The 25,080-nt window shown below is 66.9% G+C and carries 19 protein-coding genes, 5 pseudogenes and 1 riboswitch; of the genes and pseudogenes, 15 read left to right on the forward strand and 9 right to left on the reverse strand.

The features are described 5' to 3' along the window. Window positions 1-92 precede the first annotated feature (92 nt). A complete protein-coding gene (gene def / locus XarbCFBP7408_RS02525) occupies window positions 93-608 on the forward strand; it encodes a peptide deformylase (RefSeq protein ID WP_104561106.1) in 516 nt (171 codons plus the stop codon). A gap of 62 nt (window positions 609-670) precedes the next feature. On the opposite strand, the gene ettA is transcribed toward def, so the two are convergent. Beyond that, complete coding sequence (gene ettA / locus XarbCFBP7408_RS02530; protein ID WP_104561108.1) at window positions 671-2,332, reverse strand: energy-dependent translational throttle protein EttA; 1,662 nt, start codon at window positions 2,330-2,332, stop codon at window positions 671-673. Between the two features lie 226 nt (window positions 2,333-2,558). On the opposite strand from ettA, the gene XarbCFBP7408_RS02535 reads away from it, so the two are divergent. The 5 genes from XarbCFBP7408_RS02535 (at window position 2,559) to ribD (ending at window position 6,773) form a co-directional block, all read left to right on the forward strand. Beyond that, window positions 2,559-3,074, forward strand: a complete 516-nt coding sequence (locus XarbCFBP7408_RS02535; RefSeq protein ID WP_104561110.1) for an RcnB family protein — start codon at window positions 2,559-2,561, stop codon at window positions 3,072-3,074. A 183-nt stretch (window positions 3,075-3,257) separates the two neighbouring features. Continuing rightward, complete coding sequence (gene glyA, locus XarbCFBP7408_RS02540; RefSeq protein WP_104561112.1) at window positions 3,258-4,574, forward strand: serine hydroxymethyltransferase; 1,317 nt, start codon at window positions 3,258-3,260, stop codon at window positions 4,572-4,574. A 101-nt stretch (window positions 4,575-4,675) separates the two neighbouring features. Beyond that, window positions 4,676-5,200, forward strand: a complete 525-nt coding sequence (gene nrdR / locus XarbCFBP7408_RS02545; RefSeq protein ID WP_006453216.1) for a transcriptional regulator NrdR — start codon at window positions 4,676-4,678, stop codon at window positions 5,198-5,200. Between the two features lie 5 nt (window positions 5,201-5,205). Further along, window positions 5,206-5,682 (forward strand): GNAT family N-acetyltransferase, encoded by a 477-nt coding sequence (locus XarbCFBP7408_RS02550; protein ID WP_104561376.1) that lies wholly within the window; start codon window positions 5,206-5,208, stop codon window positions 5,680-5,682. After that, entirely contained in the window at window positions 5,679-6,773 is a 1,095-nt protein-coding gene (ribD, locus tag XarbCFBP7408_RS02555) for a bifunctional diaminohydroxyphosphoribosylaminopyrimidine deaminase/5-amino-6-(5-phosphoribosylamino)uracil reductase RibD (protein WP_104561114.1), read from the forward strand. Before XarbCFBP7408_RS02550 ends, ribD begins: the two co-directional genes overlap by 4 nt. Before the next feature lie 95 nt (window positions 6,774-6,868). On the opposite strand, the gene XarbCFBP7408_RS02560 is transcribed toward ribD, so the two are convergent. Next, complete coding sequence (locus XarbCFBP7408_RS02560) at window positions 6,869-7,492, reverse strand: hypothetical protein (protein ID WP_104561116.1); 624 nt, start codon at window positions 7,490-7,492, stop codon at window positions 6,869-6,871. Window positions 7,493-7,710: 218 nt separating this feature from the next. Next, window positions 7,711-7,887: riboswitch (FMN riboswitch) on the forward strand. A 162-nt stretch (window positions 7,888-8,049) separates the two neighbouring features. On the opposite strand from XarbCFBP7408_RS02560, the gene XarbCFBP7408_RS02565 reads away from it, so the two are divergent. From XarbCFBP7408_RS02565 to XarbCFBP7408_RS02600, 6 genes are all read left to right on the forward strand, one after another. Continuing rightward, window positions 8,050-8,652 carry a riboflavin synthase gene (locus tag XarbCFBP7408_RS02565; RefSeq protein ID WP_104561118.1) on the forward strand — a complete coding sequence of 201 codons (603 nt, stop codon included), beginning with the start codon at window positions 8,050-8,052 and terminating at the stop codon, window positions 8,650-8,652. After that, the gene (gene ribB / locus XarbCFBP7408_RS02570; RefSeq protein ID WP_104561120.1) at window positions 8,649-9,788 is read left to right on the forward strand and encodes a 3,4-dihydroxy-2-butanone-4-phosphate synthase; all 1,140 of its coding nucleotides are present in this window, start codon (window positions 8,649-8,651) and stop codon (window positions 9,786-9,788) included. Before XarbCFBP7408_RS02565 ends, ribB begins: the two co-directional genes overlap by 4 nt. A gap of 313 nt (window positions 9,789-10,101) precedes the next feature. Then, on the forward strand, window positions 10,102-10,566 hold the full coding sequence (ribH, locus tag XarbCFBP7408_RS02575) for a 6,7-dimethyl-8-ribityllumazine synthase (RefSeq protein WP_005997267.1): 465 nt from the start codon (window positions 10,102-10,104) through the stop codon (window positions 10,564-10,566). Continuing rightward, on the forward strand, window positions 10,563-11,042 hold the full coding sequence (gene nusB / locus XarbCFBP7408_RS02580; RefSeq protein WP_104561122.1) for a transcription antitermination factor NusB: 480 nt from the start codon (window positions 10,563-10,565) through the stop codon (window positions 11,040-11,042). Before ribH ends, nusB begins: the two co-directional genes overlap by 4 nt. 110 nt (window positions 11,043-11,152) lie before the next feature. After that, window positions 11,153-12,127, forward strand: coding sequence for a thiamine-phosphate kinase (thiL, locus tag XarbCFBP7408_RS02585; RefSeq protein WP_104561124.1), 975 nt, complete (start codon window positions 11,153-11,155; stop codon window positions 12,125-12,127). Between the two features lie 377 nt (window positions 12,128-12,504). Beyond that, window positions 12,505-14,085, forward strand: coding sequence for a CocE/NonD family hydrolase (locus XarbCFBP7408_RS02600; RefSeq protein ID WP_104561128.1), 1,581 nt, complete (start codon window positions 12,505-12,507; stop codon window positions 14,083-14,085). Window positions 14,086-14,525: 440 nt separating this feature from the next. On the opposite strand, the pseudogene XarbCFBP7408_RS02605 reads toward XarbCFBP7408_RS02600, so the two are convergent. Next, window positions 14,526-15,470: pseudogene (locus XarbCFBP7408_RS02605) on the reverse strand (DegV family protein). Window positions 15,471-15,586: 116 nt separating this feature from the next. On the opposite strand from XarbCFBP7408_RS02605, the pseudogene XarbCFBP7408_RS02610 reads away from it, so the two are divergent. Continuing rightward, window positions 15,587-16,401: pseudogene (locus XarbCFBP7408_RS02610) on the forward strand (GH12 family glycosyl hydrolase domain-containing protein). A 500-nt stretch (window positions 16,402-16,901) separates the two neighbouring features. On the opposite strand, the pseudogene XarbCFBP7408_RS02615 reads toward XarbCFBP7408_RS02610, so the two are convergent. The 5 genes and pseudogenes from XarbCFBP7408_RS02615 to XarbCFBP7408_RS02635 all read right to left on the reverse strand — a co-directional run. Continuing rightward, window positions 16,902-18,302 (reverse strand): annotated as a pseudogene (locus tag XarbCFBP7408_RS02615) (rhamnogalacturonan lyase B N-terminal domain-containing protein); the annotation flags it as partial. A gap of 97 nt (window positions 18,303-18,399) precedes the next feature. Further along, window positions 18,400-18,726 (reverse strand): hypothetical protein, encoded by a 327-nt coding sequence (locus XarbCFBP7408_RS02620; RefSeq protein WP_181106150.1) that lies wholly within the window; start codon window positions 18,724-18,726, stop codon window positions 18,400-18,402. Between the two features lie 144 nt (window positions 18,727-18,870). Beyond that, complete coding sequence (locus XarbCFBP7408_RS02625) at window positions 18,871-19,257, reverse strand: DUF2809 domain-containing protein (protein WP_104561132.1); 387 nt, start codon at window positions 19,255-19,257, stop codon at window positions 18,871-18,873. 28 nt (window positions 19,258-19,285) lie between these two features. After that, a pseudogene (locus XarbCFBP7408_RS02630) lies at window positions 19,286-20,567 on the reverse strand (amidohydrolase family protein). Then, window positions 20,564-21,963: pseudogene (locus tag XarbCFBP7408_RS02635) on the reverse strand (amidohydrolase). Before XarbCFBP7408_RS02635 ends, XarbCFBP7408_RS02630 begins: the two co-directional pseudogenes overlap by 4 nt. A 140-nt stretch (window positions 21,964-22,103) precedes the next feature. Between XarbCFBP7408_RS02635 and XarbCFBP7408_RS02640 the strand changes: the two are divergent. Further along, window positions 22,104-22,664, forward strand: coding sequence for a DUF924 family protein (locus XarbCFBP7408_RS02640; RefSeq protein ID WP_104561134.1), 561 nt, complete (start codon window positions 22,104-22,106; stop codon window positions 22,662-22,664). A gap of 520 nt (window positions 22,665-23,184) precedes the next feature. On the opposite strand, the gene grxD is transcribed toward XarbCFBP7408_RS02640, so the two are convergent. Beyond that, on the reverse strand, window positions 23,185-24,111 hold the full coding sequence (gene grxD, locus XarbCFBP7408_RS02645) for a Grx4 family monothiol glutaredoxin (RefSeq protein WP_104561136.1): 927 nt from the start codon (window positions 24,109-24,111) through the stop codon (window positions 23,185-23,187). A 45-nt stretch (window positions 24,112-24,156) separates the two neighbouring features. Here grxD and XarbCFBP7408_RS02650 point away from each other — a divergent pair, with 45 nt between their 5' ends. After that, window positions 24,157-24,948 (forward strand): polysaccharide deacetylase family protein, encoded by a 792-nt coding sequence (locus tag XarbCFBP7408_RS02650; RefSeq protein WP_181106152.1) that lies wholly within the window; start codon window positions 24,157-24,159, stop codon window positions 24,946-24,948. The last annotated feature ends 132 nt before the right edge of the window (window positions 24,949-25,080 follow it).

Here is a 25,080-nt window from a genome sequence, read left to right on the forward strand (position 1 = left end):
GTAAGCAATGTTCGATGAGGGCAAATTGTGCTGGCGTGATCTCCATGTCCAATAGTTTAACCTCCCCAGCCACTAGCGTTAACAGGACCTAGATGATTCGCGAGATTATCCGCATGGGCGACAAGCGCCTGCTGCGCGTGGCGCCGCCGGTGACCAACCTGGGCAGTGCCGAGCTGCGCGCGCTGGTGGCCGACATGTTCGAGACCATGGACGATGCGCGTGGCGTGGGCCTGGCCGCACCGCAGATCGCGGTGGACCTGCAGCTGATGGTGTTCGGCTTCGACGCCAGCGAACGCTATCCCGACGCGCCGGCGGTGCCGCGCACCGCGTTGGCGAATGCGCAGATCGAACCGCTGTCCGAGGAAATGGAAAACGGCTGGGAGGGGTGTCTGTCCATCCCCGGCCTGCGCGCCGTCATTCCGCGTTATCGCCACATTCGCTACCGCGGCTTTGCGCCGGACGGCAGCCCGATCGAGCGCGAGGCCGAAGGCTTCCACGCACGCGTGGTGCAGCACGAGTACGACCATCTGGTCGGCCGCCTGTATCCCTCGCGGATCGAGAACTTCGCCACCTTCGGCTTCGAAGACGTGCTGTCCTACGAGCTGTAGGCCATCGGTGCCGCAGCTGCACCCGGATGTGACAAGGGCGCCTTGCGGCGCCCTTGTCGTGCTTACTTGAGCGCCTTGAAGCGCAGGCGCTTGGGACCTGCGTCATCGCCCATGCGGCGGCGCTTGTCTTCTTCGTACTCGCGGTAGTTGCCCTGGAAGAACTCCACGTGCGAGTCGCCTTCGAACGCCAGGATATGCGTGGCGATGCGGTCCAGGAACCAGCGATCATGCGAGATCACGAAGGTGTTGCCCGGGAACTCCAGCAACGCATCTTCCAGCGCACGCAGGGTCTCGATGTCCAGGTCGTTGGACGGTTCGTCGAGCAGCAGCACGTTGCCGCCCTGCAGCAGGGTCTTGGCCATGTGCAGGCGGCCGCGCTCACCACCGGACAGCGAGCCGACCAGCTTCTGCTGGTCCTGGCCCTTGAAGTTGAAGCGGCCGATGTAGGCGCGCGACTGGATCTCCACGCCGTTGATGTTGAGGATGTCCAGGCCGCCGGCGATCTCCTGGAACACGTTATGGTTGCCTTCCAGCTTGTCGCGGCTCTGGTCCACGTAGGACAGCTGCACGGTCGGGCCGACCACGATCTCGCCGGAATCGGGCTTCTCCGCGCCGGTGATCATCTTGAACAGGGTCGACTTACCGGCACCGTTGGGGCCGATGATGCCGACGATGGCGCCGGGCGGCACGATCATCGACAGATTGTCGATCAGCAGGCGGTCGCCGAACTTCTTGGAGACGTTCTTGAACTCCATCACCGCATTGCCCAGGCGCTCGCCTGGCGGGATGAAGATCTCGTTGGTCTCGTTGCGCTTCTGGTAGTCCACCGACTGCAGTTCTTCCAGGCGGGCCAGACGCGCCTTGCCCTTGGTACGGCCGCCCTTGGCATTCTGGCGCGACCATTCCAGTTCCTTCTGGATCGCCTTCTGGCGTGACTTTTCCTGGTTGTCTTCCTGCTTGAGGCGTTCGTCCTTCTGGGTCAGCCAGTCGGTGTAGTTGCCCTTCCACGGAATGCCGCGGCCGCGATCCAGTTCCAGGATCCACTCGGCGGCGTTGTCGAGGAAGTAGCGATCATGCGTGACCGCCACCACGGTGCCGGTGTAGCGCGCCAGGAACTGCTCCAGCCATTCCACCGATTCGGCGTCCAGGTGGTTGGTCGGTTCGTCGAGCAGCAACATGTCCGGCTTCTGCAGTAGCAGCCGGCACAACGCCACGCGGCGCTTTTCGCCACCGGACAGCTTGCCGACCACCGCCTCCCACGGCGGCAGGCGCAGCGCATCGGCGGCCACGTCCAGCTGGTTTTCCAGGGTGTGCGCATCGCCGGCGGCCAGGATCGCTTCCAGGCGTTCCTGTTCCTTGGCCAGGGCGTCGAAATCGGCGCCTTCCTCGGCATAGGCCAGGTACACCGCATCCAGCGCAGCCTGGGCCTGCAGCACGTCGCCCACGCCTTCCTCGACCGCTTCGCGCACGGTGTGCTCGGGGTTGAGCTGTGGTTCCTGCGCCAGGTAGCCGACCTTGATGCCGGCCTGCGGGCGGGCTTCGCCCTCGAAATCGGTGTCCACGCCGGCCATGATCTTCAGCACCGTGGACTTGCCGGCGCCGTTCAGGCCCAGCAGACCGATCTTGGCACCGGGGAAAAAGCTTAGCGAGATGTCCTTGATGATCTGCCGCTTGGGCGGGACCACCTTGCTGACGCGGTTCATGGTGTAGATGTATTGCGACATGGGTGCTCCGTGGACGCAGGCAGCCCACCGGCCGGGGCCGGAGGCAGCGGAAAAGGGATTGCGCCGATTATACGGGCAAGCGGCCCGGCCCGCGGCGGCGATGCGGCGGCTAAACGGCAGCTTACTTACCACCTGAATGGGCGTTTTCGTAATCGATTCCAGCAAGAATGCGTTAAGGCGGTCAGCGCCTTAATGAAATTGCGACATCGCAGACAGGAGCAATCCCATGAACCGCAAACGCATCGTGACTGTTGTGCTTTCCTCCATCCTGGCGCTGGGCTCGGTGGCCCCGGCAGCGTTTGCCGACGACTGGGGTCGCGGCCACGACCGTCGTGGTCATGACCGCGACGATCGCCGCGACCGCGATCACCGTGGCAATTGGCGCAACGACCGCCGCGACTGGCATGACGATCGCCGGGCCGACCGCCGCGATGATCGCCGCTATTACAGCAACGGCTACCGCGAGGGGTATCGCGATGCCCGCTATCAGGACCGTCGCTACGACCGCAACCGGGTCTATGTCTACGATCGCCCCGGCTACTACCGCGCCGGCCCGCCGCCGCGCCCGTACTGGGCCCGCGGCCAGCGCTACCACGGCCCGGTCTACGTGATCAACGACTACGATCGCTACAACCTGCGCCGCCCGCCGTATGGCTACCGGTGGCAGCGCGATAACACCGGCAACCTGCTGCTGGTGGCCATCGCCACCGGTGTGATCGCCGACCTGGTGCTCAACAACTAGGCCTCGGCGCTGGCTCGGCCAGCGGGCAGGGCATCCGCAAAGGCGCACTCCGGTGCGCCTTTGTCGTTCAGGGCGGAACCCGCCATGGCGCGCCTGGCCTCGCCAGCGTCTCAATTGGTCACCTGTCCATGCGGGGGCTTACAATCTGCGCCCCTACTGGCAACAGCTGCCCCGGAGCTCTGCATGTTCTCGCGCGACGTTCGACTGGAAACCTACGACCCCGAACTGGCCAAGGCCATTGCTGCCGAAGCCGGCCGCCAGGAGGATCACGTCGAGCTGATCGCCAGCGAAAACTACTGCAGCCCACTGGTGATGGAAGCCCAGGGCAGCCAGCTGACCAACAAGTACGCCGAAGGCTACCCAGGCAAGCGCTACTACGGTGGTTGCGAGTTCGTCGACATCGCCGAGCAGCTGGCGATTGAGCGCATCAAGCAGGTGTTCGGCGCCGACTATGCGAACGTGCAGCCGCACAGCGGCTCGCAGGCCAATCAGGCGGTGTATCTGGCGCTGCTGCAGCCGGGCGACACCATTCTGGGCATGAGCCTGGCGCACGGCGGCCATCTGACCCACGGCGCCAAGGTCAATGTTTCCGGCAAGTTGTTCAACGCGGTGCAATACGGCGTCAACGAGCAGGGCCTGATCGATTACGACGAGGTGCAGCGCCTTGCGACCGAGCACAAGCCGAAGATGGTGGTGGCCGGTTTCTCTGCGTACTCGCAGAAGATCGACTGGGCGCGTTTCCGCGCCATCGCCGACAGCGTCGGTGCGTATCTGTTCGTGGACATGGCGCATGTGGCCGGCCTGGTCGCCGCTGGCGTGTATCCGAGCCCGCTGGAGCATGCGCACGTGGTCACCTCGACCACCCACAAGACCCTGCGCGGCCCGCGTGGCGGCATCATCCTGGCCAAGAAGGCTGACATCGATCCGGTCGATGCTCCCCTGCATGAAATCAGGCAAGCACGCGGGACTGATATCGAGTTCGAAGAGCTGCAGAAGAAGCTGCAGTCGATCGTGTTCCCCGGCATCCAGGGCGGCCCGCTGATGCACGTGATCGCGGCCAAGGCGGTAGCGTTCAAGGAAGCGCTGGAGCCGCAATTCAAGACCTACCAGCAGCAGGTGGTCAAGAACGCGCAGGCCATGGCCAACACGCTGATCACGCGCGGCTACAAGATCGTGTCCGGCGGCACCGAAAATCACCTGATGCTGGTGGACATGATCGGCCGCGACGTCTCCGGCAAGGATGCAGAGGCCGCGCTCGGCAAGGCGCACATCACCGTCAACAAGAACTCGGTGCCCAACGACCCGCGCTCGCCGTTCGTCACCTCCGGCCTGCGCCTGGGCACCCCGGCGATCACCACCCGCGGTTACCTGGAGCAGGACAGCATCGACCTGGCCAACTGGATCGCCGACGTGCTCGACGCGCCGAGCGATGAGACCGTGCTGGCGAAGGTGCGCGACGCGGTGACTGCGCAGTGCAAGAAGTATCCGGTGTATGGCTGATACGGGAATGGGGAATAGGGAGACGAGAATGGTAAAAGCAACGCTGCGATAGCCGTGCTGTTCCGATTCCCCATTCCCCTCTCCCTATTCCCGGACGCCTGATGCACTGCCCCTTCTGCCAGCACAACGACACCCGCGTGATCGATTCGCGGGTGTCCGAAGACGGGACGACGATTCGTCGGCGTCGCGAGTGCGAGGCGTGTGGCGAGCGTTTCAGCACCCTGGAGACGATCGAGCTCAAGCTGCCGACCGTGGTCAAGAGCGACGGCGGGCGCGAGGCGTTCGATGCGCGCAAGCTGCGCACCAGTTTCGACCGCGCGCTGCAAAAGCGCCCGGTGTCCGAAGAACAGATCGAAGCGGCGGTGCGCGCGGTGGTGCATCAGTTGCGCATGTCCGGCGAGCGCGAGGTCGGCTCGCTGCGGGTGGGCGAATACGTCATGGTCGAGCTGCGCAAGCTCGATCATGTGGGCTATGTGCGCTTCGCCTCGGTGTACCGCAGCTTTCAGGACGTGGCCGATTTTCGCGAGGAAATCGAAAAGCTCGAGCGCGAGCTCCCGGTCGGCATCGAGCAGCTGCCGTTGCTGGAAGCGGCGCTGGAGCGCGCCGGCAAGCCCGGCAAGCGGTGAGCGCGATGCGCATCGCGTGCGTGGCCGACACGCCGCAGCTGCTGCCCGCCATTGCGCAGGCGCATCTGCAGGCCTTCGGCAGTCTGTTGCCGGACTGGAATTTCGATCAGGCCTTGAGCGAGTTGCGCAGCCACACCCGCGACGGGGTGATCCCGACCACGTGGGCGGCGCTCGATCGGGCGCAGTGGCTCGGGTCGGTCAGCCTGCTGGACAACGACGATTCGCGGATCCGGCAATGGTCGCCATGGCTGGCGTCGCTGTACGTGCAGCCGCAGGCGCGCGGGCAGGGCATCGGCGAGGCGCTGGTGATGCACTGCGTGCAGGCCGCCGCGCGCATGGGCGTGCCGGCGTTGTATCTGTATTGCCAGCCTGCACTGGTCCCGTTTTATCAGCGGCTGGGCTGGCAGACGCATGCAGAATTACTGCTGGGGCCGATGCAGATCGTGGTGATGTGTATCGAACCGCAAGCGGCAACGCAATGAGCGCAACGGCCGACGACCATCGCTGGATGGCACAGGCATTGCGCCTGGCCGAGCGTGGCGCCTACACCACGCGCCCCAATCCGATGGTTGGCTGCGTGATCGTGCGCGATGGCGTGTGCGTGGGCGAGGGCTTTCATCAACGTGCCGGCGGCCCGCATGCGGAAGTGTTCGCGCTGCGCGCGGCCGGCGCGCTGGCGCGTGGCGCCACCGCCTACGTCACGCTGGAGCCGTGTGCGCACTACGGACGCACGCCGCCGTGTGCCCTGGCCTTGATCGATGCCGGCGTTGCGCGTGTGGTTGCGGCGATGGCCGACCCGTTTCCGCAGGTCAACGGCGGCGGGTTTGCGCTGCTGCGCGAGGCCGGGATCGAGGTGCTGAGCGGCGTCCTGCAAACACAGGCGCGCGCGCTCAATCGTGGGTTTCTGTCGCGGGTGGAGCGTGGGCGGCCGTGGTTGCGGGTCAAGCTCGGCGCCAGCCTGGACGGACGTACGGCGTTGGCCAGCGGTGAATCCAAGTGGATCACCGGCGCCGATGCGCGTGCGGATGTGCAGCGCTGGCGCGCGCGTGCGGGCGCGATCCTCACCGGTGCCGGCACGGTGCTGGCCGACGATCCCTCCATGACGGTGCGGCTGGGCGATGACACGCCGGTCGTGCCGCCGCTGCGCGTGGTGCTCGATGCCGGGCTACGGACGTTGCCATGCAGTAACCTGCGTCAGGGCGATGCGCCCACGCTGTATCTGCATGGCGAGAATGTGGCCGCGCCGGCGCTGGACGCTGCGCAGTTCCTTGCGATGCCGTTGCATGCCGGCCGCTTCGATCTGGCGGCGGTGTTGGCCCTGCTTGGCGAGCGCGGCATCAACGAGGTGCAGGTGGAAGCCGGCGCAACGCTGAGTGGTGCGCTGCTGCAGGCCGGGCTGGTCGACGAACTGCTGGTCTACATGGCACCGCTGCTGCTGGGCGATACCGCCAGGCCACTGCTGGCCGGGCTGGGCATCGAGACGATGGCGCAGCGCGCCGCGCTGCAGCTGCTGGATGCGCGCCAGCTGGGTCAGGATCTGCGTCTGCGCTATGCGCCGGTTGTTCCCGGGTGAGCGCTGCATGGCGCGCCCGATACCGCGCGGCTGCACCGTTGCGCGCATGAAAAAGGCCCCGCATGCGGGGCCTTGGTGTATCTGCGACGCGCCGATCAGAAGCTCGCGCGCACGCCGACCTTGTACTGGTTGGCGTTGTCGACGAACTGTGCTTCGGCGACCAGGCCCCAGGTGCGGGTGAAGTTGACCTGACCACCCAGAGTGCCGACGAACTCGCCTTCGTCCACGTCGCTGCCGTCGATGTAGCCGGCCTTGATCCAGGCTTCGGTCCGCGGCGAGGGCTTGCCGCGCAGGCCCAGGTTGGCGAAGCCCAGGTTGGTCGAATCGGACGCCTTGTCGATCGAACGGCCACGCAGGCGCAGATCGGATTCGACCTTGGTGCGCAGCACGCTGATGTCGGCGGTGAACTCGACGCGCTCGGTCATTTCCTGGCGGTAACCGATACCCAGCGTGGCCTGCTGCAGGGTGCCGTCGATCACGAAGCCGCTGCCGAGGTTGTAGTCCTTGGTGGCACGCTCGTAGCTGGCCAGCAGGTAGACCGGCTGGGCAATCTGCCAGGAGCCGCGGATGTAGCCGCCATCGATGTCGTCGGACGCGTCGTCGACGTTGATTTCGGTCCGGTTCCAGCCGCCTTCGACATAGGAATAGCTCAGGCCTTCGGCCGCGGCGGCAAACGGTGCGGCGGCCAGCAGGGCAGCCAGAATCAGGGTGTTACGCATTGGATGTCTCTCTCCGAATTGATGTCCGTGTCTCCGTCCCGTTGCGGGAAGGAAAATGCGACGTCTCCCGTCGCGGCGACTAAATTAACAGATCCTTCACAACGCTGGATATGGGGGATTTCCTGACATGACGCAGTGTCCTGCCAGCCTGCGCTCGCCCCCGGCCATCGCGCCGGTGTGCCCTGTTAGACTTTGCGCACCGGTTCGCCGGTACTCACGAACGTCTTCAGGGCGGGGTGCGATTCCCCACCGGCGGTAGGCATGCGCAAGCATGCGAGCCCGCGAGCGCTTGCACGCAGGGTTGAGCGGATCCACGCGAAACCCCTGCCGCAAGGTCAGCAGATCCGGTGCGATGCCGGGGCCGACGGTTATAGTCCGGATGAAAGAAGACGGCCAACGCGCAGCCTTGCGGTTGTGCGCGCGCCTGTTTGCCTTGTGGCGTTTTTCGCTCAACTCCTGCGAGAAACGACTATGTCCCTGCGTTACCCGTCGCGCCGCGTCGCGATCTTCCACCGCACTCCGTCCGCGCTGTCCTCGTCAAAGACGGAGGTGCGCTGATGTTTACCGGAATCATCGAAGGCGTCGGCAAGCTGGCGGCGCGCCAGCCGCAGGGCGGCGATGTGCGTTTCACCTTCGCCACCGGCAACCTGCCGTTCGAGGCGGTGCAACTGGGCGAGAGCATCGCGGTCAACGGCGTGTGCCTGACCGTGATCGCCTTCGATGCCGGCAGCTTCCAGGCCGATGCCTCCAACGAAACCCTGTCGCTGACCACGTTGGGCGCCTTGCCGGAAGGCGCGTTGCTCAACCTGGAGCGCGCGATGCGCCCGACCGACCGCCTTGGCGGGCATCTGGTCAGCGGACATGTCGACGGTCTGGGCCAGGTGCAGTCGGTGCATGGCGATGCACGGGCGCAGCGCTGGCGGTTTGCCGCGCCGCCGGCGGTGTTGCGCTATGTCGCCAAGAAGGGCTCGATCTGCGTGGACGGCGTCAGCCTCACCGTCAATGAAGTGGACGAGGACGGCTTCGAGGTGGCGTTGATTCCGCACACGGTGGCCAACACCGCGTTTGCGCAGACGGCGGTTGGGGCAGCGGTGAATCTGGAAATCGATCTGGTGGCGCGCTACGTCGAACGCCTGCTCGGTACGCGGGGTGCGGCATGAATTTCGCACCCGTTCCGGAATTGATCGAGGAACTGCGCGCCGGCCGCATGGTGGTGATCGTCGATGACGAGGATCGCGAGAACGAAGGCGATCTGATCATGGCCGCCGAGCTGGTCAAGCCGTCGGACATCAACTTCATGGTGACCCACGCGCGCGGGCTGGTGTGTCTGTCGCTGACCCGCGAGCGCTGCGCGCAGCTCGGCCTGGCGCCGATGGTGCGCAACAACACCGCGCAGTTCCAGACCAACTTCACCGTCAGCATCGAGGCGGCCGAAGGCGTGACCACCGGCATCTCCGCCTACGACCGCGCACACACCGTGCGCACCGCGGTGCGGCCGGATGCCAAGCCGCAGGATCTGAGCCAGCCGGGGCATATCTTCCCGTTGATCTCGCAGCCCGGCGGCGTGCTGACCCGCGCCGGCCACACCGAAGCGGCCAGCGACCTGCCGATGCTGGCCGGGCTGGAACCGGCCGGCGTGCTGGTGGAAGTGCTCAACCCGGACGGCAGCATGGCGCGCCGCCCGCAGCTGGAAGTGTTCGCACGCGAGCACGGGCTGAAGATGGGCTCGATCGCCGACCTGATCGCCTACCGCCTGGCCAACGAGCACACCGTCGAGCGTGTGGACGAGCGCGAGATCGGCACCGAGTTCGGCGCGTTCACGCTGGTGACCTACCGCGACCGCATCGCCCACGACCTGCACTTTGCGCTGGTGCGCGGCACTGCCGATCCGGCCACGCCGACGCTGGTGCGGGTGCAGGTGGAAAACCCGCTGGCCGATCTGCTGCACTGGCAGCGCGACGATTTCGGCGTGGCGGCCACCGATGCCTTGCGTGCGATCGCCGCCGAAGGGCAGGGCGTGATGGTGGTGCTGTCGGCACCGCGCGACAGCGACTCCTTGCTGGCGCGGCTGCGCCAGCAACCGGAGGCGGCCACCAACGCCAAGGACGTCAGCCAGTGGCGGCGCAACGGGGCCGGGGCGCAGATCCTGGCCGAACTGGGCCTGGGCAAGCTGCGCGTACTGGGCACGCCGCGCCGTCAGGTGGGCCTGGCCGGGTTCGGGCTGGAGGTGGTGGAGTACCTGGAATGCCACCCCGGCGAGGGCATGCGCTCGGTGCCGCCGTCCGCCGTCCCCTGAGCGGGCTGCGAGCCGTGAGCGCAGCCCCGCCGACGCGTCCCGACGGTGCCGGCCAGGGCCGACGCTGATGCTCGGCCGGCACTGCGCAACCGTGAGCTGCCGCGGTGCGTGTGCCGACACCGCGGTGGCCCCGGTGTCGGCTACCGGTTCCAGCGTCGGGCTACGCCAGCGGCAGCGCAGTCGGCTGTTTGCCATTCCATCGGTTCTTGAAGCCCGTGGCCGGGCCTGCTCTAGCGGACCTGGCCGGCACGCGGCGGCCGGGCCCGGGCCCGGCAGCTGTTAAACTTGCCGCCCCCTCGAGTTGCCGACCCGCATGACCCACTACGAAGGCGATCTCCGCCCCACCACCGCGCGCTTTGCGATCATCGCCAGCCGCTGGAATGCCCGCATCACCGACGCGCTGGTCACCGGTGCGCGCCAGAGCCTGGCCGGCAACGGCATCGGCGAGGACGCCATCGACGTGATCCGCGTGCCGGGCGCCTGGGAAATTCCGATCGCCGCCAACCGCCTGGGGCAATCCGGGCAGCATGCGGCGATCATCGCGCTGGGCTGCGTGATCCGCGGCGACACCCGCCACTACGAACACGTCGCCGACCTGTGCGCCGAAGGCCTGATGAGCGTGCAGTTGCAGACCGGCGTGCCGGTGCTCAACGGCGTGCTGGCGGTCGAGCGGGTGGAAGATGCCGAGGCGCGTGCCGGTGGCAGCCATGGCAACAAGGGCGAAGAATGCGCGCTTGCGGCATTGGAACTGGTCAATTTGATGGAGTTGTTGCCATGAGCAAGTCCGGTGGACATGCCCGCCACGTCCGTCGCGACGGCATCGACCCGGTGCTGCGTTCGCGCGCGCGTCGGCGTGCCTTGCAGGCGGTGTATGCCTGGCAGATTTCCGGCGGGTTCGCCAAGCAGGTGATCTCGCAGTTTGCGCATGAGCAGGCGCACGAAGTGGCCGACCTGGCCTATTTCGAAAACCTGGTCGAAGGCGTGCTGAGCAACCGCGCCGAGCTGGACACCGCGCTGAGCCCGTACCTGGATCGCGGCGTGGAAGAGGTCGACGCGATCGAGCGTGCAGTGCTGCGCCTGGCTGCCTACGAGCTGCTGTATCGCCAGGACGTGCCGTACCGCGTGGTGATCAACGAAGCGATCGAAACCGCCAAGCGCTTCGGCTCCGAGCACGGCCACACCTACGTCAACGGCGTGCTGGATCGCGCCTCGGTGGAGTGGCGCAAGGTGGAGTCGGGCGCTAGCGGCGCCTGAGGCGCTGCGGGAATGGAGAGTCGGGAATGGGGAATCGTAAGAGCACCATCTCCGATATCTCCTGACGCGCTTTTGCGATTCCCGATTCCCTTCTCCCGATTCCCGCCCACATGCCCGAATTCGATCTAATTGCCCGTTTGTGCGCGCGCGTCGCGGCACGTGCGGATGTGCCGTTGGGGATTGGCGACGATGCGGCCCTGCTGCAGCCGCCGCCGGGCGAGCAGCTGGCGATCACCGCCGATACGCTCAATGCGGGCGTGCATTTCCCGCACGAGACGCGTGCCGAGGATCTGGGCTGGAAGACGCTGGCGGTCAATCTGTCCGACCTGGCCGCGATGGGCGCGCAGCCGCGCTGGTGCACCCTGTCGCTGTCGTTGCCGCACGACGATGCCGCATGGGTCGACGCGTTTGCCGATGGATTCTTCGCACTGGCCGATGCGCATGACATTGCGCTGGTCGGCGGCGACACCACGCGCGGGCCGTTGGCGTGTGCGGTGACCGCGATCGGCAGCCTGCCACCGGGTGCGGCGCTGCGTCGCGATGGCGCGCGTGTGGGCGACGACGTCTGGGTCACCGGCGCGCCGGGTGAGGCGGCGGCGGCGTTGTCGCTGTGGCAGGCCGGCCAGCTGGACGTGACCTGCGCGGCGGCCGATCCGTTGCACGAACGGTGGCGCGGCCGCCTGCTGCGCCCGCAGCCGCGCGTGCAGGCCGGGCTGCGCCTGCGTGGGCTTGCGCACGCCTGTGTGGACATCTCCGACGGCTTGCTGGCCGATCTGGGCCATCTGTGCGAACGCAGCGGCGTGGGCGCGCAGCTGGCGCTGGCGGCACTGCCGGCGATGCCACGCAGCACCGGGGTCAGTGCGCTGCAATGCGTCGGCTGGCAACTCGGCGGCGGCGACGACTACGAACTGTGCTTCACCGCCGCCGTGCAACACCGCGACGCGGTGGCGCAGGCGATGGACTTCGCCGCAGTCGCGGTGACGCGTATCGGCCAGATCGTCGCCACGCCGGGCGTGGTGGTCCACGACGCCGACGGCAACCCGTGGCAGCCGCCACAACGCGGATATCAGCACTTCGTGGGCTGAGTTGAGCGCGCGGGAAGCGTTGCGTGGGCGTGCTGCAGTGCAGCCAACGTCTGCGGGCCGGGATCGGCCAGACGATAAGCACACGCTGTCTTCAGTTGCGGGCCGGGCCCGCGATTGCGGCGCACCCGCCTCCCGCCTCCCGCCTCCCGAATCCCGCCTCCCGCCTCCCGAATCCCGAATCCCGAATCCCGAATCCCGAATCCCGAATCCCGAATCCCGAATCCCGAATCCCGAATCCCGAATCCCGAATCCCGAATCCCAGCCCTTGAACCATACCGTACCGTCTTGTACGGTCGCGACATTCTCCCCCAGAACCACGGATGCATGGCAGTTGCCGCTGGGCCATCCTGGCCCGGCCTTGCGTGGGAGAGATCCGCATGAACAAGCGTTGGATCGGAGGCATCGCCGCATTGGCGTTGCTGGTGGCATCGGCGTCGGCGGTGGCAGGCGCTTTCAGCAAGACCTACGAACGGATTCCCGGCTGGGACGGCGCGCCGATGGGCGCGTTGGTCCTGGTGCCGCAAGGGCAGGGCAGCGGGCCGTTTCCGCTGATCGTGATGCCGGCCAGCTGGTCGTTGCCGAATCTGGAGTACCTCGGCCGCGCGACCCAGTTGGCCAGCGATGGCTACGTGGTCGTCAGCTACACCTCGCGCGGGTTCTGGGATTCGGCCGGGCAGATCGATATCGCTGGCGCCGACACGGTGGAAGACGTCAGCGCGGTGATCGACTGGGCGCTGGCGCATACGCCGGCCAATGCGAATGCGATCGGCGCGTCGGGCATCTCGTACGGTGCGGGCATCAGCCTGCTGGCGGCCGAGCGCGATCCGCGCATCAAGGCCGTGGCTGCGCTCAGCGGCTGGGCGGACCTGGAAGCGTCGCTGTATTCCAACCGCACCGTCAGCCAGCAAGGCGTTGGGCTATTGGTCGGTGCCGGCGCGTTGACCGGACGTCCCGGCCCGGATCTGGCGCAGATCAGCACACGGGTTGCCGTTGGCGATTACGACGGCGCCGTGCAGGGCTTCCTGCCGCAGGCCGCGTCGCGCAGCCCGGCGAGCGATGTGGCCGCGCTCAATGCGCGTGGCACGGCGGTGCTGCTGGGCAATGCCTTCAACGACGGGCTGTTTCCGCCGAACCAGGTCATCGCATTCTTCAACCAGTTACGCGGGCCCAAGCAGTTGCTGCTCAGCCAGGGCGATCACGCCACCGCAGAACTGCCGGGCGCGCTTGGCCTGCCCAACGAGGTCTATACGGCGACCACGCGCTGGTTCGATCGTCATCTCAAGCAGCTGCGTAACGGCGTGGACAGCGAAGCGCCGGTGCGGTTGTCGCCGCGCGCGGGGCAATGGCTGGAATACGCGGACTGGGCGTCGGTGCAGCAAGGCAACACGCGCCTGGGGTTATCCGCACCGGCCGGATTGCTCGGCCCCACCGGCGGCCTGATCGGCGGCACCGCCAGTGGCTGGCAATCGCGCATCGCCACCGATGTGCCGACGTTGGCCGATTCGGGCGTGGTCCTGGTCAGTGGCCTGTTGCAAGGCATCGGCGTACCGGTCACCACCTCGATTCCGTTGGTCAATCGCATCGGCGCGGCAGTGTGGGTGGGTGCGCCATCGAACACGCTACGGCGGCTGGCCGGCAGTCCGTCGCTGCGCGTGACCGTGGTACCCAGCCACTCGCAGGTGAGCCTGTTCGCCTATCTGTATCGCATGGACGCGTTAGGCGTGGCGCAACTGATCACGCATGCGCCGTACTCGCTGCGCGGGGCGACACCTGGCCAAGCAGTGACGCTGGATTGGCCACTGCAAGCAGTTGCTGCGGAGATTCCGGCAGGGCAGCGCCTGGTGCTGGTGATCGACACGCAGGACGTGCGCTACACCGATGCCAGCGATGGCGGCGGCACGGTGACGTTTACCTCGCCGGCGGCAACGCCATCGGTATTGAACGTGCCGCTGCGGTAACGCTGCGCGGGGCTTGCTCGGATGGCGCCGCGTCCGGTCATCGTCCAATGCAAGCCTAGCAACGCGCAAGCTCTGGAAAGTATCGATTAACTCTCTGGTGCGGTGTCCTCGCCGCTTGCGGGATCCTTGGCGGCATGGATGCCGCCCACTGAGCTTCCAGGGATGGATTCACAGTGTGGCTCACGCCGGCTCTCGACACCTACGCTGCCACATTCCGAACAGATAAGGCGCTTACGCGGCATCCATGCCGCGTAAGGTCCCGCGACGGTGAGCGGGCAAGGACCTATCGAGATGGTCGGTGTGCGCGGGCAAGCAGGGCATGACATGTCGAGATGGTCGGTGTGCGTGGCTGTCTTTGGAGATCCGGGGTGCGCGGATAGGCCAGCTGTAGATCGGCGTGTCCCGAGACCGGCGGGGACGCCGCGCCCTCGGCCATGTCTTCAGGCCGAAAACGTATGCGGTTCGGCCGCAAATGCCACGGCCAGTGCGCCCTTGCCGACGTTGACCATGCCGGTCAGGCTCATCACGCTTTCGAACAAGTCCACGTTGTGGGTCTGACAGGCGCTTTGCAGGGCGGCGTAGCCGGGCAGGGCGTGCAGCTCGGCCAGTTCGCCGCCGTAGCCCACGCAGACGGTCGGTGTCATCAAGCCCTCGCGGACCTTGCGCACGCTGAAGCCGAACAGCTTTTCGGCCGACGGCTCGAAGCCCTTCAACTTGGCCACCGGCTCGGTGACACCGCGGTAGGCGCGCAGCACTGGCTTGATATCCAGCGCATTGCCGAGCGCGGCACCGATCAGGCCCACGCTGCGATCGCCCTTGGTGCGTGCACGCGCACGCAGGTACTAGAGATCGCGCGGAATCATGTAGCCGTAGGTGTGCTCGGCCAGGTGTTCGAGCCGGCTGCGGATTGCCGCCACGCCCTGACCCTGCGCGCGCAGGCGTACCGCTTCCACTGCGGTGATGCCCTGGCCGGCGAACAGGTTGAGCGTATCGATCACGCGCAGCGCGAACGGCGAGGTGTGGCCGGCGGCCTGCCGGATCGGCTTGTAATCGTTGAGGATCGCGAAGCTGGCCTGCATCGCGTTATCGAAGATCTGGCTGCGCAGCTTGGAGATGGTCAGGCAGAACACGTGGTCGTAGTCGATGACCAGCCGTTGCAGGAACAGGTCGCGAATCTGGTTAACAGAGAACGGCGTGGTTTCCGCTTCGTGTCCGCGCTCGGCCACATGCGCCTGCAGAAAGCTCAGCGTCGCTTCCTGATCGCGGTGATCGGCCAGCACCGCTTCGCCGATGCGTACGCTGATCGGCAATACGATGACGTTGTTGCGTTGAATGAAGTCCTGCGGCAAATCGCAGGCACTGTCCACCACGATTCCGATGCGCATCGTCGCCCCCTCCGGCTGTTGCGTGATCTGTAAGGGTCCGACGCGACCGCTGCAAAGCGGCTCTCGACGCTGCCGCACCGGCATCGCCGCGCTGAACTTACTCGGAGAGAGTCAACATGCAAAACAGCCAATCCAGCATCCTCGCTCAGACCGGCACTCGGGCGCCGACCACACGGCGGCGCGCATCGCGCTGGTGGACGGCTGCACTGGCCGTGGGTCTGGCCGCCCTGGCGCCGGCGGCGCTGGCCGGTCCCTACAAGATCTTCGGCAACCACTATGCGTGAGTCAATAATTTCAACGACCCCAACAACATCATCCAGGGCACGTTCGGCACCGGCAGCACGCCGGAGCTGACCGTCACCTTCAACTTCGCCGACTACAACCTCTATGGCTACCTGGCGATCGTGCGCGGCTGGCATTACGACTGGAACCCGACCAGCGACACGCTGTTTCCGCGGCAGATTTCCTCGTTGAGCAAGATCCCGCTCAAGTTCACCTACAGCGCCGGTGGGACCAATCTCGCGGGTGATTTTGCCTACGACATCTTCTTCCGTTGGGATACCGCCAAGGGCAACCCGCAGCTGGAGGTGATGATCTGGTGCGACCACAACTCCTGGCCGATCGGCACACTGACTGCCAGCAAGGTGATCACCGCGGGCGGGCGCACCTTCGACCTGTGGGAGGGCTTCAACTCCGGTGCCGGCTATTACGTCTGCACCTTCATCCCGACCGGCACCGCCGGGCAGGCCACGCTCAAGACCAGCGGCAGCCTCAACGTGGATGCCAAGCCCTTCCTCAACTGGCTGCAGACCAACCGGTCCAAGGATGGCGCTACAACAACAGCATGTATCTGCATGCAGTCGAAGCGGGTTTCGAAGTGGTGCGCGGCAATGGCTGGGCCAAGGTGAGCGCAACGCTGGACGCGCAGTAAGCACGATGCCCATCGGCGACATGGCCGAGGGTGCGTCATTAGCGTAGAGACCGGCGTGCAGCACACCGCACGCCGGTGATCGCACCTGCGGCGCTGGCCTGACAATCGTCGACGATTGCAGGCCGCTCGAGAGCCAACGAGGTGGCATGTGCGCGACGCATGCATTGCATGCCTCGCGTCCTGGTTGCCGACGGCTCGCGCAGCGGATCGACTGACGGCAGTCGGGCAGGCCGAGTCAGCGCGCAGGTCATGTGCATGGCGACGTGCATCGACCGTGCAGTGTGAGGGCCTGCCGCTTCCGGAATCTCATGCGCCGCCGCAATCACCGCACGCAGTTGCGCGCGGTGATTGCCATATCGGTGTGGCTGGCGCTGCCATCGCCAGCTTTGCACACGTGCCGGGCGAGTGCGGGCAGTGCCACGGTCTCTGCAATGGGTGCGAGGCGTTGTTACGTGCAGCCCTTGCTTGTCCGACCACCGCTCGCTGGATCGGCGGATTGCTTACAGCACCACCAGCTGGATACTGTCGAACACCACAGCCGGACTGAGAAAGCCATTGTCCGCCGATCCCGAGGCAATGCCGATCTCGATCCGGTTGCTGCCCGATTGCAGCGCAGATGCCGGGATGTCCACCTCATACAGCGTGTTGTTGCCGCGCCATGTGCCGCGGGTGATGCCGCATGTCCTGGGTTGCGTAGGCGCGGCCGGCACCGGGCCATTCCAGCGCGCATTGACGCTGATCTGCGGGCGCGCGCCGACCTGCGTCAGCGGCACGAAGATGCGCAGGCGATAGCCACGCACTTCACTCGAGCCCAGGGTGAAGTCGATACGGGTCGGGGTGTTGATGCCGCGCCATTGCACTGCCGGAAAGCTGCCCGCACTGCTCGATCCAACCGTGTAGGTCACCGGGGTCCAGCGCATGCGCTTGTCGGATGGATGCGCGCGTGGCAGCAGATCCGCATGGCGGAAACCGGCCGGCGTGCCATCGGCCGTGCCGATCTGCCATTTGACGGTCCCCGGCAGCACAACCGCTTGCAGCGCCGCTTGCGTGGTCGCGTTGGCGTGGATCTCCACATCGCGTTGCGCGACTTCCAGTTCGTTCTGATAGAGCGTCATGCGATAGCGTCCCGGGCGCACGCCGGCGATCTGGTAATCGCCGCTGCCGTTGGCAGTGGCCCAGTATTGGGCCTGGTCGTTGCGCAGGCCGATCACGGCAGGCTGGCCGGACAGCACGCCACTCACCCGGCCGCTCAGCGCGCCACGCCCGTCGCTGGCGAGATAACCGGTCAACCCCAGCGTTGCATCGACGAAGGCGATGTCCAGCTGTGCGCTGGAGGGCGTCCCGCCATCGGTGAACAGCAGCCCGTACACCCCATGCAGGCCACCGCAGAATGCCTCGGTCTGGGTGTGATCGGAATACATGTAGTTGTAGAGCTCATGCGTCACGCGGGTTTTCTGGGTGGCGATATCCTTGAAAAACGGTCCACCGGAACTGCGCTCGCGGTTACCCATCAGCATGAATACCGCCACGCCCGAACCGCTGACGCCGTGCACTTGGTCGTCCATCATGCGCCGCGCCGAATAGAACTTGGAACTGGTGCGTCCGTCCGGCAGCAGGAACACGTCCTCGCCTTCCACCGGGCTGCCGACATTGGAGTCCGGCTCCTGCTGCGCATTGGGCAGCTTGGCAACGTTCAAGCGGGTGACAAAGCGCAGCTCGCCGATCGGCAGCAACGTCGGTGCATAGGTCGCCATGTAGATCGCGTTGCGGCCCTTGCGCGCGATGTAGTACTGAGTCAGGTCGCCGGCCTTGGCCGAAACCACGATCGTGGCGTCCACCACGCGCGACTCCACACTGGCGCTGCCCAGGCCCGAGGCGATCTGCGAGCCCTTCGACTTACTGCGATGCGCAGGCATGCGGGACGACGCCAGGGCATTGCGGTGCGCCAGCCGGGCAAGCGCCCTTGCGCATCAGTGCGGCCGCGCTTGTCGTGCAGCGTCAGCCCGGGGCGTCGCGCGCCGAGGCGATGGCGACCATCCACTGTTCGCGTCTGCCGATCACGAAACGGTGCTCGCCGCCCTCGTGCAGCTGCACCGCCAGCGAGGTCGGCGCCACCGGCAGCAGGCCGAACAGGCGCGTCCAGCGGGGGTGCATTGCTGCGATCTGGCGCAGGTGCACGGTCAGCGAGCGGGTCTGTATGTCGTAGGGATGCGGCTGGAAGTGCAGCGCATCGGCGGTCAGGATCAGCCGCCCGTCGACCGCTTCCAGCCCGCGCAGCAGGTTGGCCTGCGCCTGGCGCAGTACGACGCGATCGATCGAGCGCAAGCCGCCTCCTTGAAACAGCGAGGTCACTGCGACGCAGCGGCGGCGCGGGCACGCCGTTGCTGACGCTGCCGAGACCGGAGGCCAACGCTGTCGATCAGTGCTGATAAGGAAACGGAAGACATGCGGTAGGCCCGAAGGAGTGCATCAGTGCGGCGTTCGTCGCCGGGAAGACGCAGCGACGCGGCACGATGCCATATCGCCGATGTACGCCACCCCGCCGCCGACCAGATACATCAGCAGATCGTGCACGGTGGCGGTATTACCCAGTGCGATATAGGCCGCGCCGCCCGGGCGCAACCCGAGCCGGTCGGCCAGATGCAGTGCCTGCAGGCCTTCGATCAGGCACCCGATCGCCACCGCCAGCACGCCGCGCACTCCGCAATACACCAGGGTCACCGCCAGCACATCGCCCAGGCTGCCGCGCACCCAGGGCCCGCCAAGCATGCCAGCGCCGATCGCCACTTCGATGACAAACACGGCCAATGCGATCAGCAGGTAGGTGCAGCGCACGCCCCACGCCATGCGGGTCATCGCGCTGCCGTGCGCGCGCCGCTCCCGATCACTTCAGATGGGCCCGCGGCAACGCGCCGGCCGATTGCATGTAACGCTCGCGCAGCTCGGTCTGGCGTGAGCGCATCGGCATGTCGCGACCGCCCAGCCACACCTGCTCGGCGTAGTGGGCGACATCCAGCGGGTCGCCTTCCCACAGCACCAGGTCGGCCTGTTTGCCGACCGCAATGCTGCCGATGCGATCGGCCACGCCGAAGATCTCCGCCGGCACCCGGGTCAGGCCGGCCAGGCCGGCTTCCCACGGCAAGCCGTTGGCCACCGCATTGCCGGCCAGCTGGCGCTGCTTGCGCGCGTTATGCGAGGCATCCCCCACTCTGGGCAAAGCTGACCTCCACGCCGGCCGCGCGCAGCCGTGCGGCGTTTTCCAGCGTCGCGCCGATCTGGTCGAAGGTGGACGGCAGGTCCGCCAGCGCGTCCACCAGCACCGGCACCCTGGCCTGTGCCAGTTGCGGCGCGAGCTTCCAGGCCTCGGCGCCGCCGGCAATGGCGATGCGCACCTTTTCGCGCTGCGCCCAACGCAGCAACTGGCGGATGTCTGCGGCACGCTCCACCTGCACCACGATGCGGCCTTGTCCGGCCAGGTAAGTGGCCAGCACGCGGCGGCCGACCGGGGTCAGCAGCGCATGCGGCGAGTCGGCCGGCACGCGTCCGCGCGCTTCGGCCACCAACTGATCGAGCAGCATCCATTGCGCGGCGAGCGAACTGCCAGTGAGATCGGACGCGGCCGCACCGATGCGGATGAACAAGGCATGCGGGCCGAGCGGGTCCGGACTGCCGTCCAATCGCACCACGCCACCTTGCCCGGCGATGAAGGCACCGCTGGTGGTCGCGCCCAGCGCGGTGAAGCCGATGCCTTCCACGCGCGCCACCGGCACCAGCACCGAGTCGGGGTTGTAGGCCAGGGTGACGTCGAATTCCGGACGCATCGGCTGGTCGCTGAGCTTGACGCCGCTGTCCACGGTGCTGTCTTCGCCGGAGACTTCTTCGATGCCGATCTCGGTGATGCCGCCGAACAGGGCCGGCGTCAGCGGGCGGCCCCTGGCCTCGACCACGCGGCCATCGGCCGGCACGGCCAGGTTGCTGCCGATCGCGCGGATCACGCCGCCCTGCACCAGCACATCGGTATTGCGCAGCGTGCCTTGTGCGGTGGCGGTATGCACGGTTGCGCCACGGATCAGCACCTGCTGGCCGAATGCGGGCAATGCAAGCACGGCCAGGACCACTGCAGAGATCGCGCGCAGACGCGGACGCATTCCGGTCGTGCGGCTCATCGCGCCAGCTCCTGGCCGAGCATGAAGTCCGACACCGGCTGCAGGCGGCGATCGTGGCGGTCGTCCACCTGCGCGCCATCGATATAGACCTGTTCGGCCAGCGCGTAGGAGCTGAAGGGATTGCCGTTCCACACCACCATATCGCCCATCTTGCCCGGCTCCAGTGCGCCGGTCTGCTGCTCGATGCCAAGCGCCTTGGCGGCATTGCTGGTGAGCCAGCGGATCGCACGCTCGGGCGGAATCTCCATTCCGCTGCGGCGCGCGTTGGCGAGCACCTTGGCCGCTTCCTGATTCAGGCGCTGGATGCCTTCTTCCGAATCCGAATGCACGATGGCGCAGCTGTTGGCCGGCCTGTCGACCAGCGCGACGTTTTCCTGGATGCCATCGAAGGCTTCCATCTTGAAGCCCCACCAGTCGGCCCACAGCGCACCGCAGACGTTGTCCTGCGCCAGCCGGTCGGCCAGCTTGTAGGCCTCCACGCCGTGATGGAAGGCGGCGATGTGGAAGCCGACTCCTTGGACAGGTCGAGCATGGTCGCCATCTCGTCGGCGCGGTAGCAGTGGATATGCACGCGGATGTCGCCGTTGATCGCACCGGCCAGCGTGTCGAGCTTGAGATCGCGTTTGCCACCGGCATCGCCGCTGCTGTCGTTGTCGCCGCCGCCGCTCCACCAATGGCGCTTTTTCGCGGTCTTTTTCTTCGGCGCAGTCTTCTGCAGATACTCGGCCGCATCGATGAAGGCGGCGCGGTAGCCGGCCACGTTGCCCATGCGCGTGCCGGGGCCGCCCTTCTGGCCGTACACGCGCTTGGGGTTCTCGCCGCAGGCCATCTTCAGGCCCCAGGGGGCACCGGGAAACTTCATGCCCTGGTAGGTGGTGGAGGCGACATTCTTGAGCGTGACGCCGCGCCCGCCGATCAGATTGGCCGAGCCGGGCAGCACCTGCAGCTAGGTGACGCCACCGGCCAGGGCGGTGCCGAAGCCTGGATCCTGCGGCCAGATCGAATGCTCGGCCCAGACGTTCGGCGTCACCGGGGCGGTCATCTCGTTGCCATCGCTGTGCGCGCTGACGCCGGGGCTGGGATACACGCCCAGATGCGAGTGCACGTCGATGATGCCGGGGGTGACCCACTTGCCGGTGCCGTCGATGCGGCGCACATCGGCCGGCGCCTCCAGCCCGCGCCCGACCGCGGCCACCTTGCCGTCGCGCAGCAGCACGTCGGCGTCGTCCAGCCGCTGGCCGGTGCCGGTGAGCACGGTGGCGTGCTGGATCAATACCGGAGCGGACGCGAGCGCGCGATAGGTGCTGGGGTAGGGATCTTGCACGAAGCGCGATGCCGCAGACGCAGGACCGCACAGCACGGCCGCGCCGAGCGCGGCGAACAGGATGGAACGCATGGATTTCCCCGGTGCAACGAAAACGTCAGCCGCAAACCTAGCGGCCGGCGACATGCTTGCCAAGTGCTGCACGCTCGCCGGCGGCGGGCTCGTCACATGCGCCGGTGCATGCTGTGCGGTATTCGTCAGGGAATACGTCGATGATCGTCAAATCAGAGCGCAACAAACAAGCCGATGTGGTGCTGGCTTTCTGGGAGCTGGCCGGCTCGGCCCGTTGGTTCACGCACAACGATGCATTCGATGCCAACTTTCGCCAGCATTTCAGCGAGCAGCACTTCGCGGCGGCGCGCGGCGAGTATGCGCACTGGGTGGAGCGTGCCGAAGATGCGCTGGCCTTGCTGATCCTGCTCGACCAGTTTCCGCGCAACGCGTTCCGCGGCAGCGCGCATGCCTACGCCACCGATGGCCTGGCGCTGTCCAACGCCAGGCAGGCAATCGCCAGCGGCTTCGATCAACAGGTCTCCGCGCAGTTGCGGCTGTTTTTCTATCTGCCGTTCGAGCATGCCGAAGATCTGCAGGAGCAGGCGCGTTCGGTGCAGCTGATCACCGCGCTGGACGATGCAGAAACCACGCAGCGGGCAGTGGAGCATCAGCAGATCATCCAGCGCTTCGGACGCTTCCCGCATCGCAATGCGGTACTGGGGCGCGAGACCACCGCCGCAGAGCGGCAGTTTCTCGACGAGGGCGGATTTGCCGGCTGAGGCAGGGCGTGGCGGCCTGCCGCGGTTGCACGCGGCTGCGGCTTTCCCACGCTGCGCACGCGGGGATGGGCATGCGGATCGTATGGAGCGATCGGCAGGGATCGGTCGACGACTCACCTGCGCACGCTGTCGAGCGTTGATCGACAGCGTGCAGCTGTGCAATCACACCGACGGCCTCGCAGCGGTCGGATAGTCCGGGGTGCCGGTCCTGGCCGGCGATTGCAGGTCGGAACGACCGCACGTGCCGGTTCGGCGGCCTGCGGCCAGCGGCAACAGTGCTGCCAGCGCGAGGGGGAGAGCAGGCGGGTGCAGTGCTGCGACATCCCTGCGCATGGCGCTCCATGAAAAAAAACGGACGCTCCGTGGAGCGCCCGTTTCGGGATGTGCACTGTCGCAAACGCGGCTAAAAACCCGGCCGGCGCTGTTGGCGGGCCATCGCCGGGCGCGGATGGCGCGCAGCAACCGCAGGGCCTGCGCGCCGGGTGCGGGCTCCCGCCACCGGCTGTGCCGTCTGGCTTGCTCAGTACTTGGCCACGCCGTTGTCCACCTCGTCCGACCAGGCGTCGATGCCGCCGGTGACGTTGTAGACGTTGCTGAAACCCAGGCCGCGGAAATGTTCGGCTGCCTGCAGGCTGCGCCCGCCGCGATGGCACAGGAACGCCAGCGGGGTGTCCTTGGGCAACTGCTCGATGGCGGCGCGCTCGTCCGCGTCCAGCGTGCGGAACGGTGCGGCCACCGTTGCCAGCGCACGCTCGTCGGCCGGGCGCACGTCCACCAGGGTCAGCGTACCGGCCTTGATGCGGTCGTCGGCATCGCGCACCGACAGCTCCTGCACCGGTTTGGGCGCATTGGGGTTGTCGATGGCCAGGCCGCGGCCGCGGATGTCGTCCACCCAGTCGATGGTGATGCCGTCGGCGCGGCGGGCGCTGGCCAGATCGAACTGCACGCGCAGGCCGTTGGACTCTGCCGCAATGGCGTTCGGGTTGGTCGGCGCCAGCTGGAAGTTCGGCTGGAAGTTGGCGTCGATGGCCAGCGTCAGCGAGGCATCCGGCGCATCGGCCAGCGCGCCCTTGAGCATCTCGACCGCGGCCGGGGTGATGGTGATCCTGGGCGGAGTCCGGTCGGGTGCCTGCAGGCCAAGCATGCCGCTCAGCTCGCCGCTGTCGGCCATCTGCAGGATGATGTCGCTGCCGCCGATCAGCTCGCCGTCCACGTACAGCTGCGGAATGGTCGGCCAATCGCCGTAGGCCTTGATGCCCTCGCGGATCTCCTGGTCGGCCAGCACGTTGACGTGGGCATAGTCGATGCCCAGACCGTCCAGCACGCCGACCGCCTTGGCCGAAAAACCGCACTGCGGCATGCCGGGCTGGCCTTTCATGAAGAGCACCACGCGGCTGGATTGCAGCAGCGTATCGATGCGGGAACGCAGGGCGGGATCGAGGGACATGGCAGTACTTCGGTCAGATCGTGGAGTCCGGGCATTCTACGCCGCATGGCATCATGCGGCATGACCACGCTTCAAACGCTGTATCGCATCCCCTCGCACCCGTACCGCTGGGTGGGCCTGCTGGCCCTGTCGCAGGCGGCGGTGGCGCTGCTCTGGTGGCATCTTGGCTGGGCCTGGGGCGTGCCGGCGCTGCTGCTGTCGCATGCGCTGTTCGTGGTGCCGGTGTTCCTGCCGCGCGCGCGGCTGTACGCGCCAGTGTTGGCGCGCCTGCCCGGGCGGGCGCCGCAGGTGTGGCTGACCATCGACGACGGCCCCTCCGACGACACCCCGGCGATGCTGGATCTGCTGGACGCCTTCGATGCCAAGGCCACGTTCTTCGTGGTCGGCGCACGCGCCGAGCAGCGTCCTGAACTGGTACGCGAGATCGCGCGCCGCGGGCATGGCATCGGCAACCATAGCCATACCCATCCGCAGGCCTGGTTCTGGGCGCTGGGACCGCACCGCATGGCGCAGGAAATCGGCCAGGCGCAGCGCGTGCTGGCCACCATCACCGGGCAGGCGCCGCGGCTGTACCGCTCGGTGGTGGGCATGACCAATCCCTTCGTCGCCTCGCCGCTGCGTGCGCACGGGCTGACCCGCGTGGCCTGGAGCGCGCGCGGTTTCGACGGGGTGCGTTGCGAGCCGCAGGCCACCGTGGCGCGCATCGTGCGCGACCTGCGCCCCGGCGCCATCGTGCTGCTGCACGAAGGCGCCGCGCACGGCCACAACCTCACCATCCTGCGTGGCGTGCTGGAGGCGATGCATGCGCGCGGCCTGGCCGGGCGGCGTCCGCTCTGAGGTCCTGCGCACGGCGTGGCCGATGGCGTGGAAGCAGAGCGTGCGTTGCCGGATCCATCGTCCCTGTCGGCGGAAACGCTCTGGTGCGACGCGTCTTTTGTTCGCCGGATTGCCCGGAGCCAGCAGTCCCGA

Origin of the sequence: Xanthomonas arboricola pv. guizotiae, from assembly GCF_002940205.1 — a bacterium.
Taxonomy (GTDB): Bacteria; Pseudomonadota; Gammaproteobacteria; order Xanthomonadales; family Xanthomonadaceae; genus Xanthomonas; species Xanthomonas arboricola_C.

What these genes read in the sequence shown, in the direction of transcription:
- ribD (WP_104561114.1), top strand. Translation starts at nt 5,679, where the DNA reads ATGAGCGCAACGGCCGACGACCATCGCTGGATGGCACAGGCATTGCGC.
- nusB (WP_104561122.1), top strand. Translation starts at nt 10,563, where the DNA reads ATGAGCAAGTCCGGTGGACATGCCCGCCACGTCCGTCGCGACGGCATC.
- ribH (WP_005997267.1), top strand. Translation starts at nt 10,102, where the DNA reads ATGACCCACTACGAAGGCGATCTCCGCCCCACCACCGCGCGCTTTGCG.
- XarbCFBP7408_RS02550 (WP_104561376.1), top strand. Translation starts at nt 5,206, where the DNA reads ATGCGCATCGCGTGCGTGGCCGACACGCCGCAGCTGCTGCCCGCCATT.
- ribB (WP_104561120.1), top strand. Translation starts at nt 8,649, where the DNA reads ATGAATTTCGCACCCGTTCCGGAATTGATCGAGGAACTGCGCGCCGGC.
- ettA (WP_104561108.1), bottom strand. Translation starts at nt 2,332, where the DNA reads ATGTCGCAATACATCTACACCATGAACCGCGTCAGCAAGGTGGTCCCG.
- thiL (WP_104561124.1), top strand. Translation starts at nt 11,153, where the DNA reads ATGCCCGAATTCGATCTAATTGCCCGTTTGTGCGCGCGCGTCGCGGCA.
- XarbCFBP7408_RS02560 (WP_104561116.1), bottom strand. Translation starts at nt 7,492, where the DNA reads ATGCGTAACACCCTGATTCTGGCTGCCCTGCTGGCCGCCGCACCGTTT.
- XarbCFBP7408_RS02535 (WP_104561110.1), top strand. Translation starts at nt 2,559, where the DNA reads ATGAACCGCAAACGCATCGTGACTGTTGTGCTTTCCTCCATCCTGGCG.
- XarbCFBP7408_RS02600 (WP_104561128.1), top strand. Translation starts at nt 12,505, where the DNA reads ATGAACAAGCGTTGGATCGGAGGCATCGCCGCATTGGCGTTGCTGGTG.
- XarbCFBP7408_RS02565 (WP_104561118.1), top strand. Translation starts at nt 8,050, where the DNA reads ATGTTTACCGGAATCATCGAAGGCGTCGGCAAGCTGGCGGCGCGCCAG.
- XarbCFBP7408_RS02640 (WP_104561134.1), top strand. Translation starts at nt 22,104, where the DNA reads ATGATCGTCAAATCAGAGCGCAACAAACAAGCCGATGTGGTGCTGGCT.
- nrdR (WP_006453216.1), top strand. Translation starts at nt 4,676, where the DNA reads ATGCACTGCCCCTTCTGCCAGCACAACGACACCCGCGTGATCGATTCG.
- def (WP_104561106.1), top strand. Translation starts at nt 93, where the DNA reads ATGATTCGCGAGATTATCCGCATGGGCGACAAGCGCCTGCTGCGCGTG.
- glyA (WP_104561112.1), top strand. Translation starts at nt 3,258, where the DNA reads ATGTTCTCGCGCGACGTTCGACTGGAAACCTACGACCCCGAACTGGCC.
- XarbCFBP7408_RS02650 (WP_181106152.1), top strand. Translation starts at nt 24,157, where the DNA reads ATGGCATCATGCGGCATGACCACGCTTCAAACGCTGTATCGCATCCCC.
- XarbCFBP7408_RS02625 (WP_104561132.1), bottom strand. Translation starts at nt 19,257, where the DNA reads ATGACCCGCATGGCGTGGGGCGTGCGCTGCACCTACCTGCTGATCGCA.
- grxD (WP_104561136.1), bottom strand. Translation starts at nt 24,111, where the DNA reads ATGTCCCTCGATCCCGCCCTGCGTTCCCGCATCGATACGCTGCTGCAA.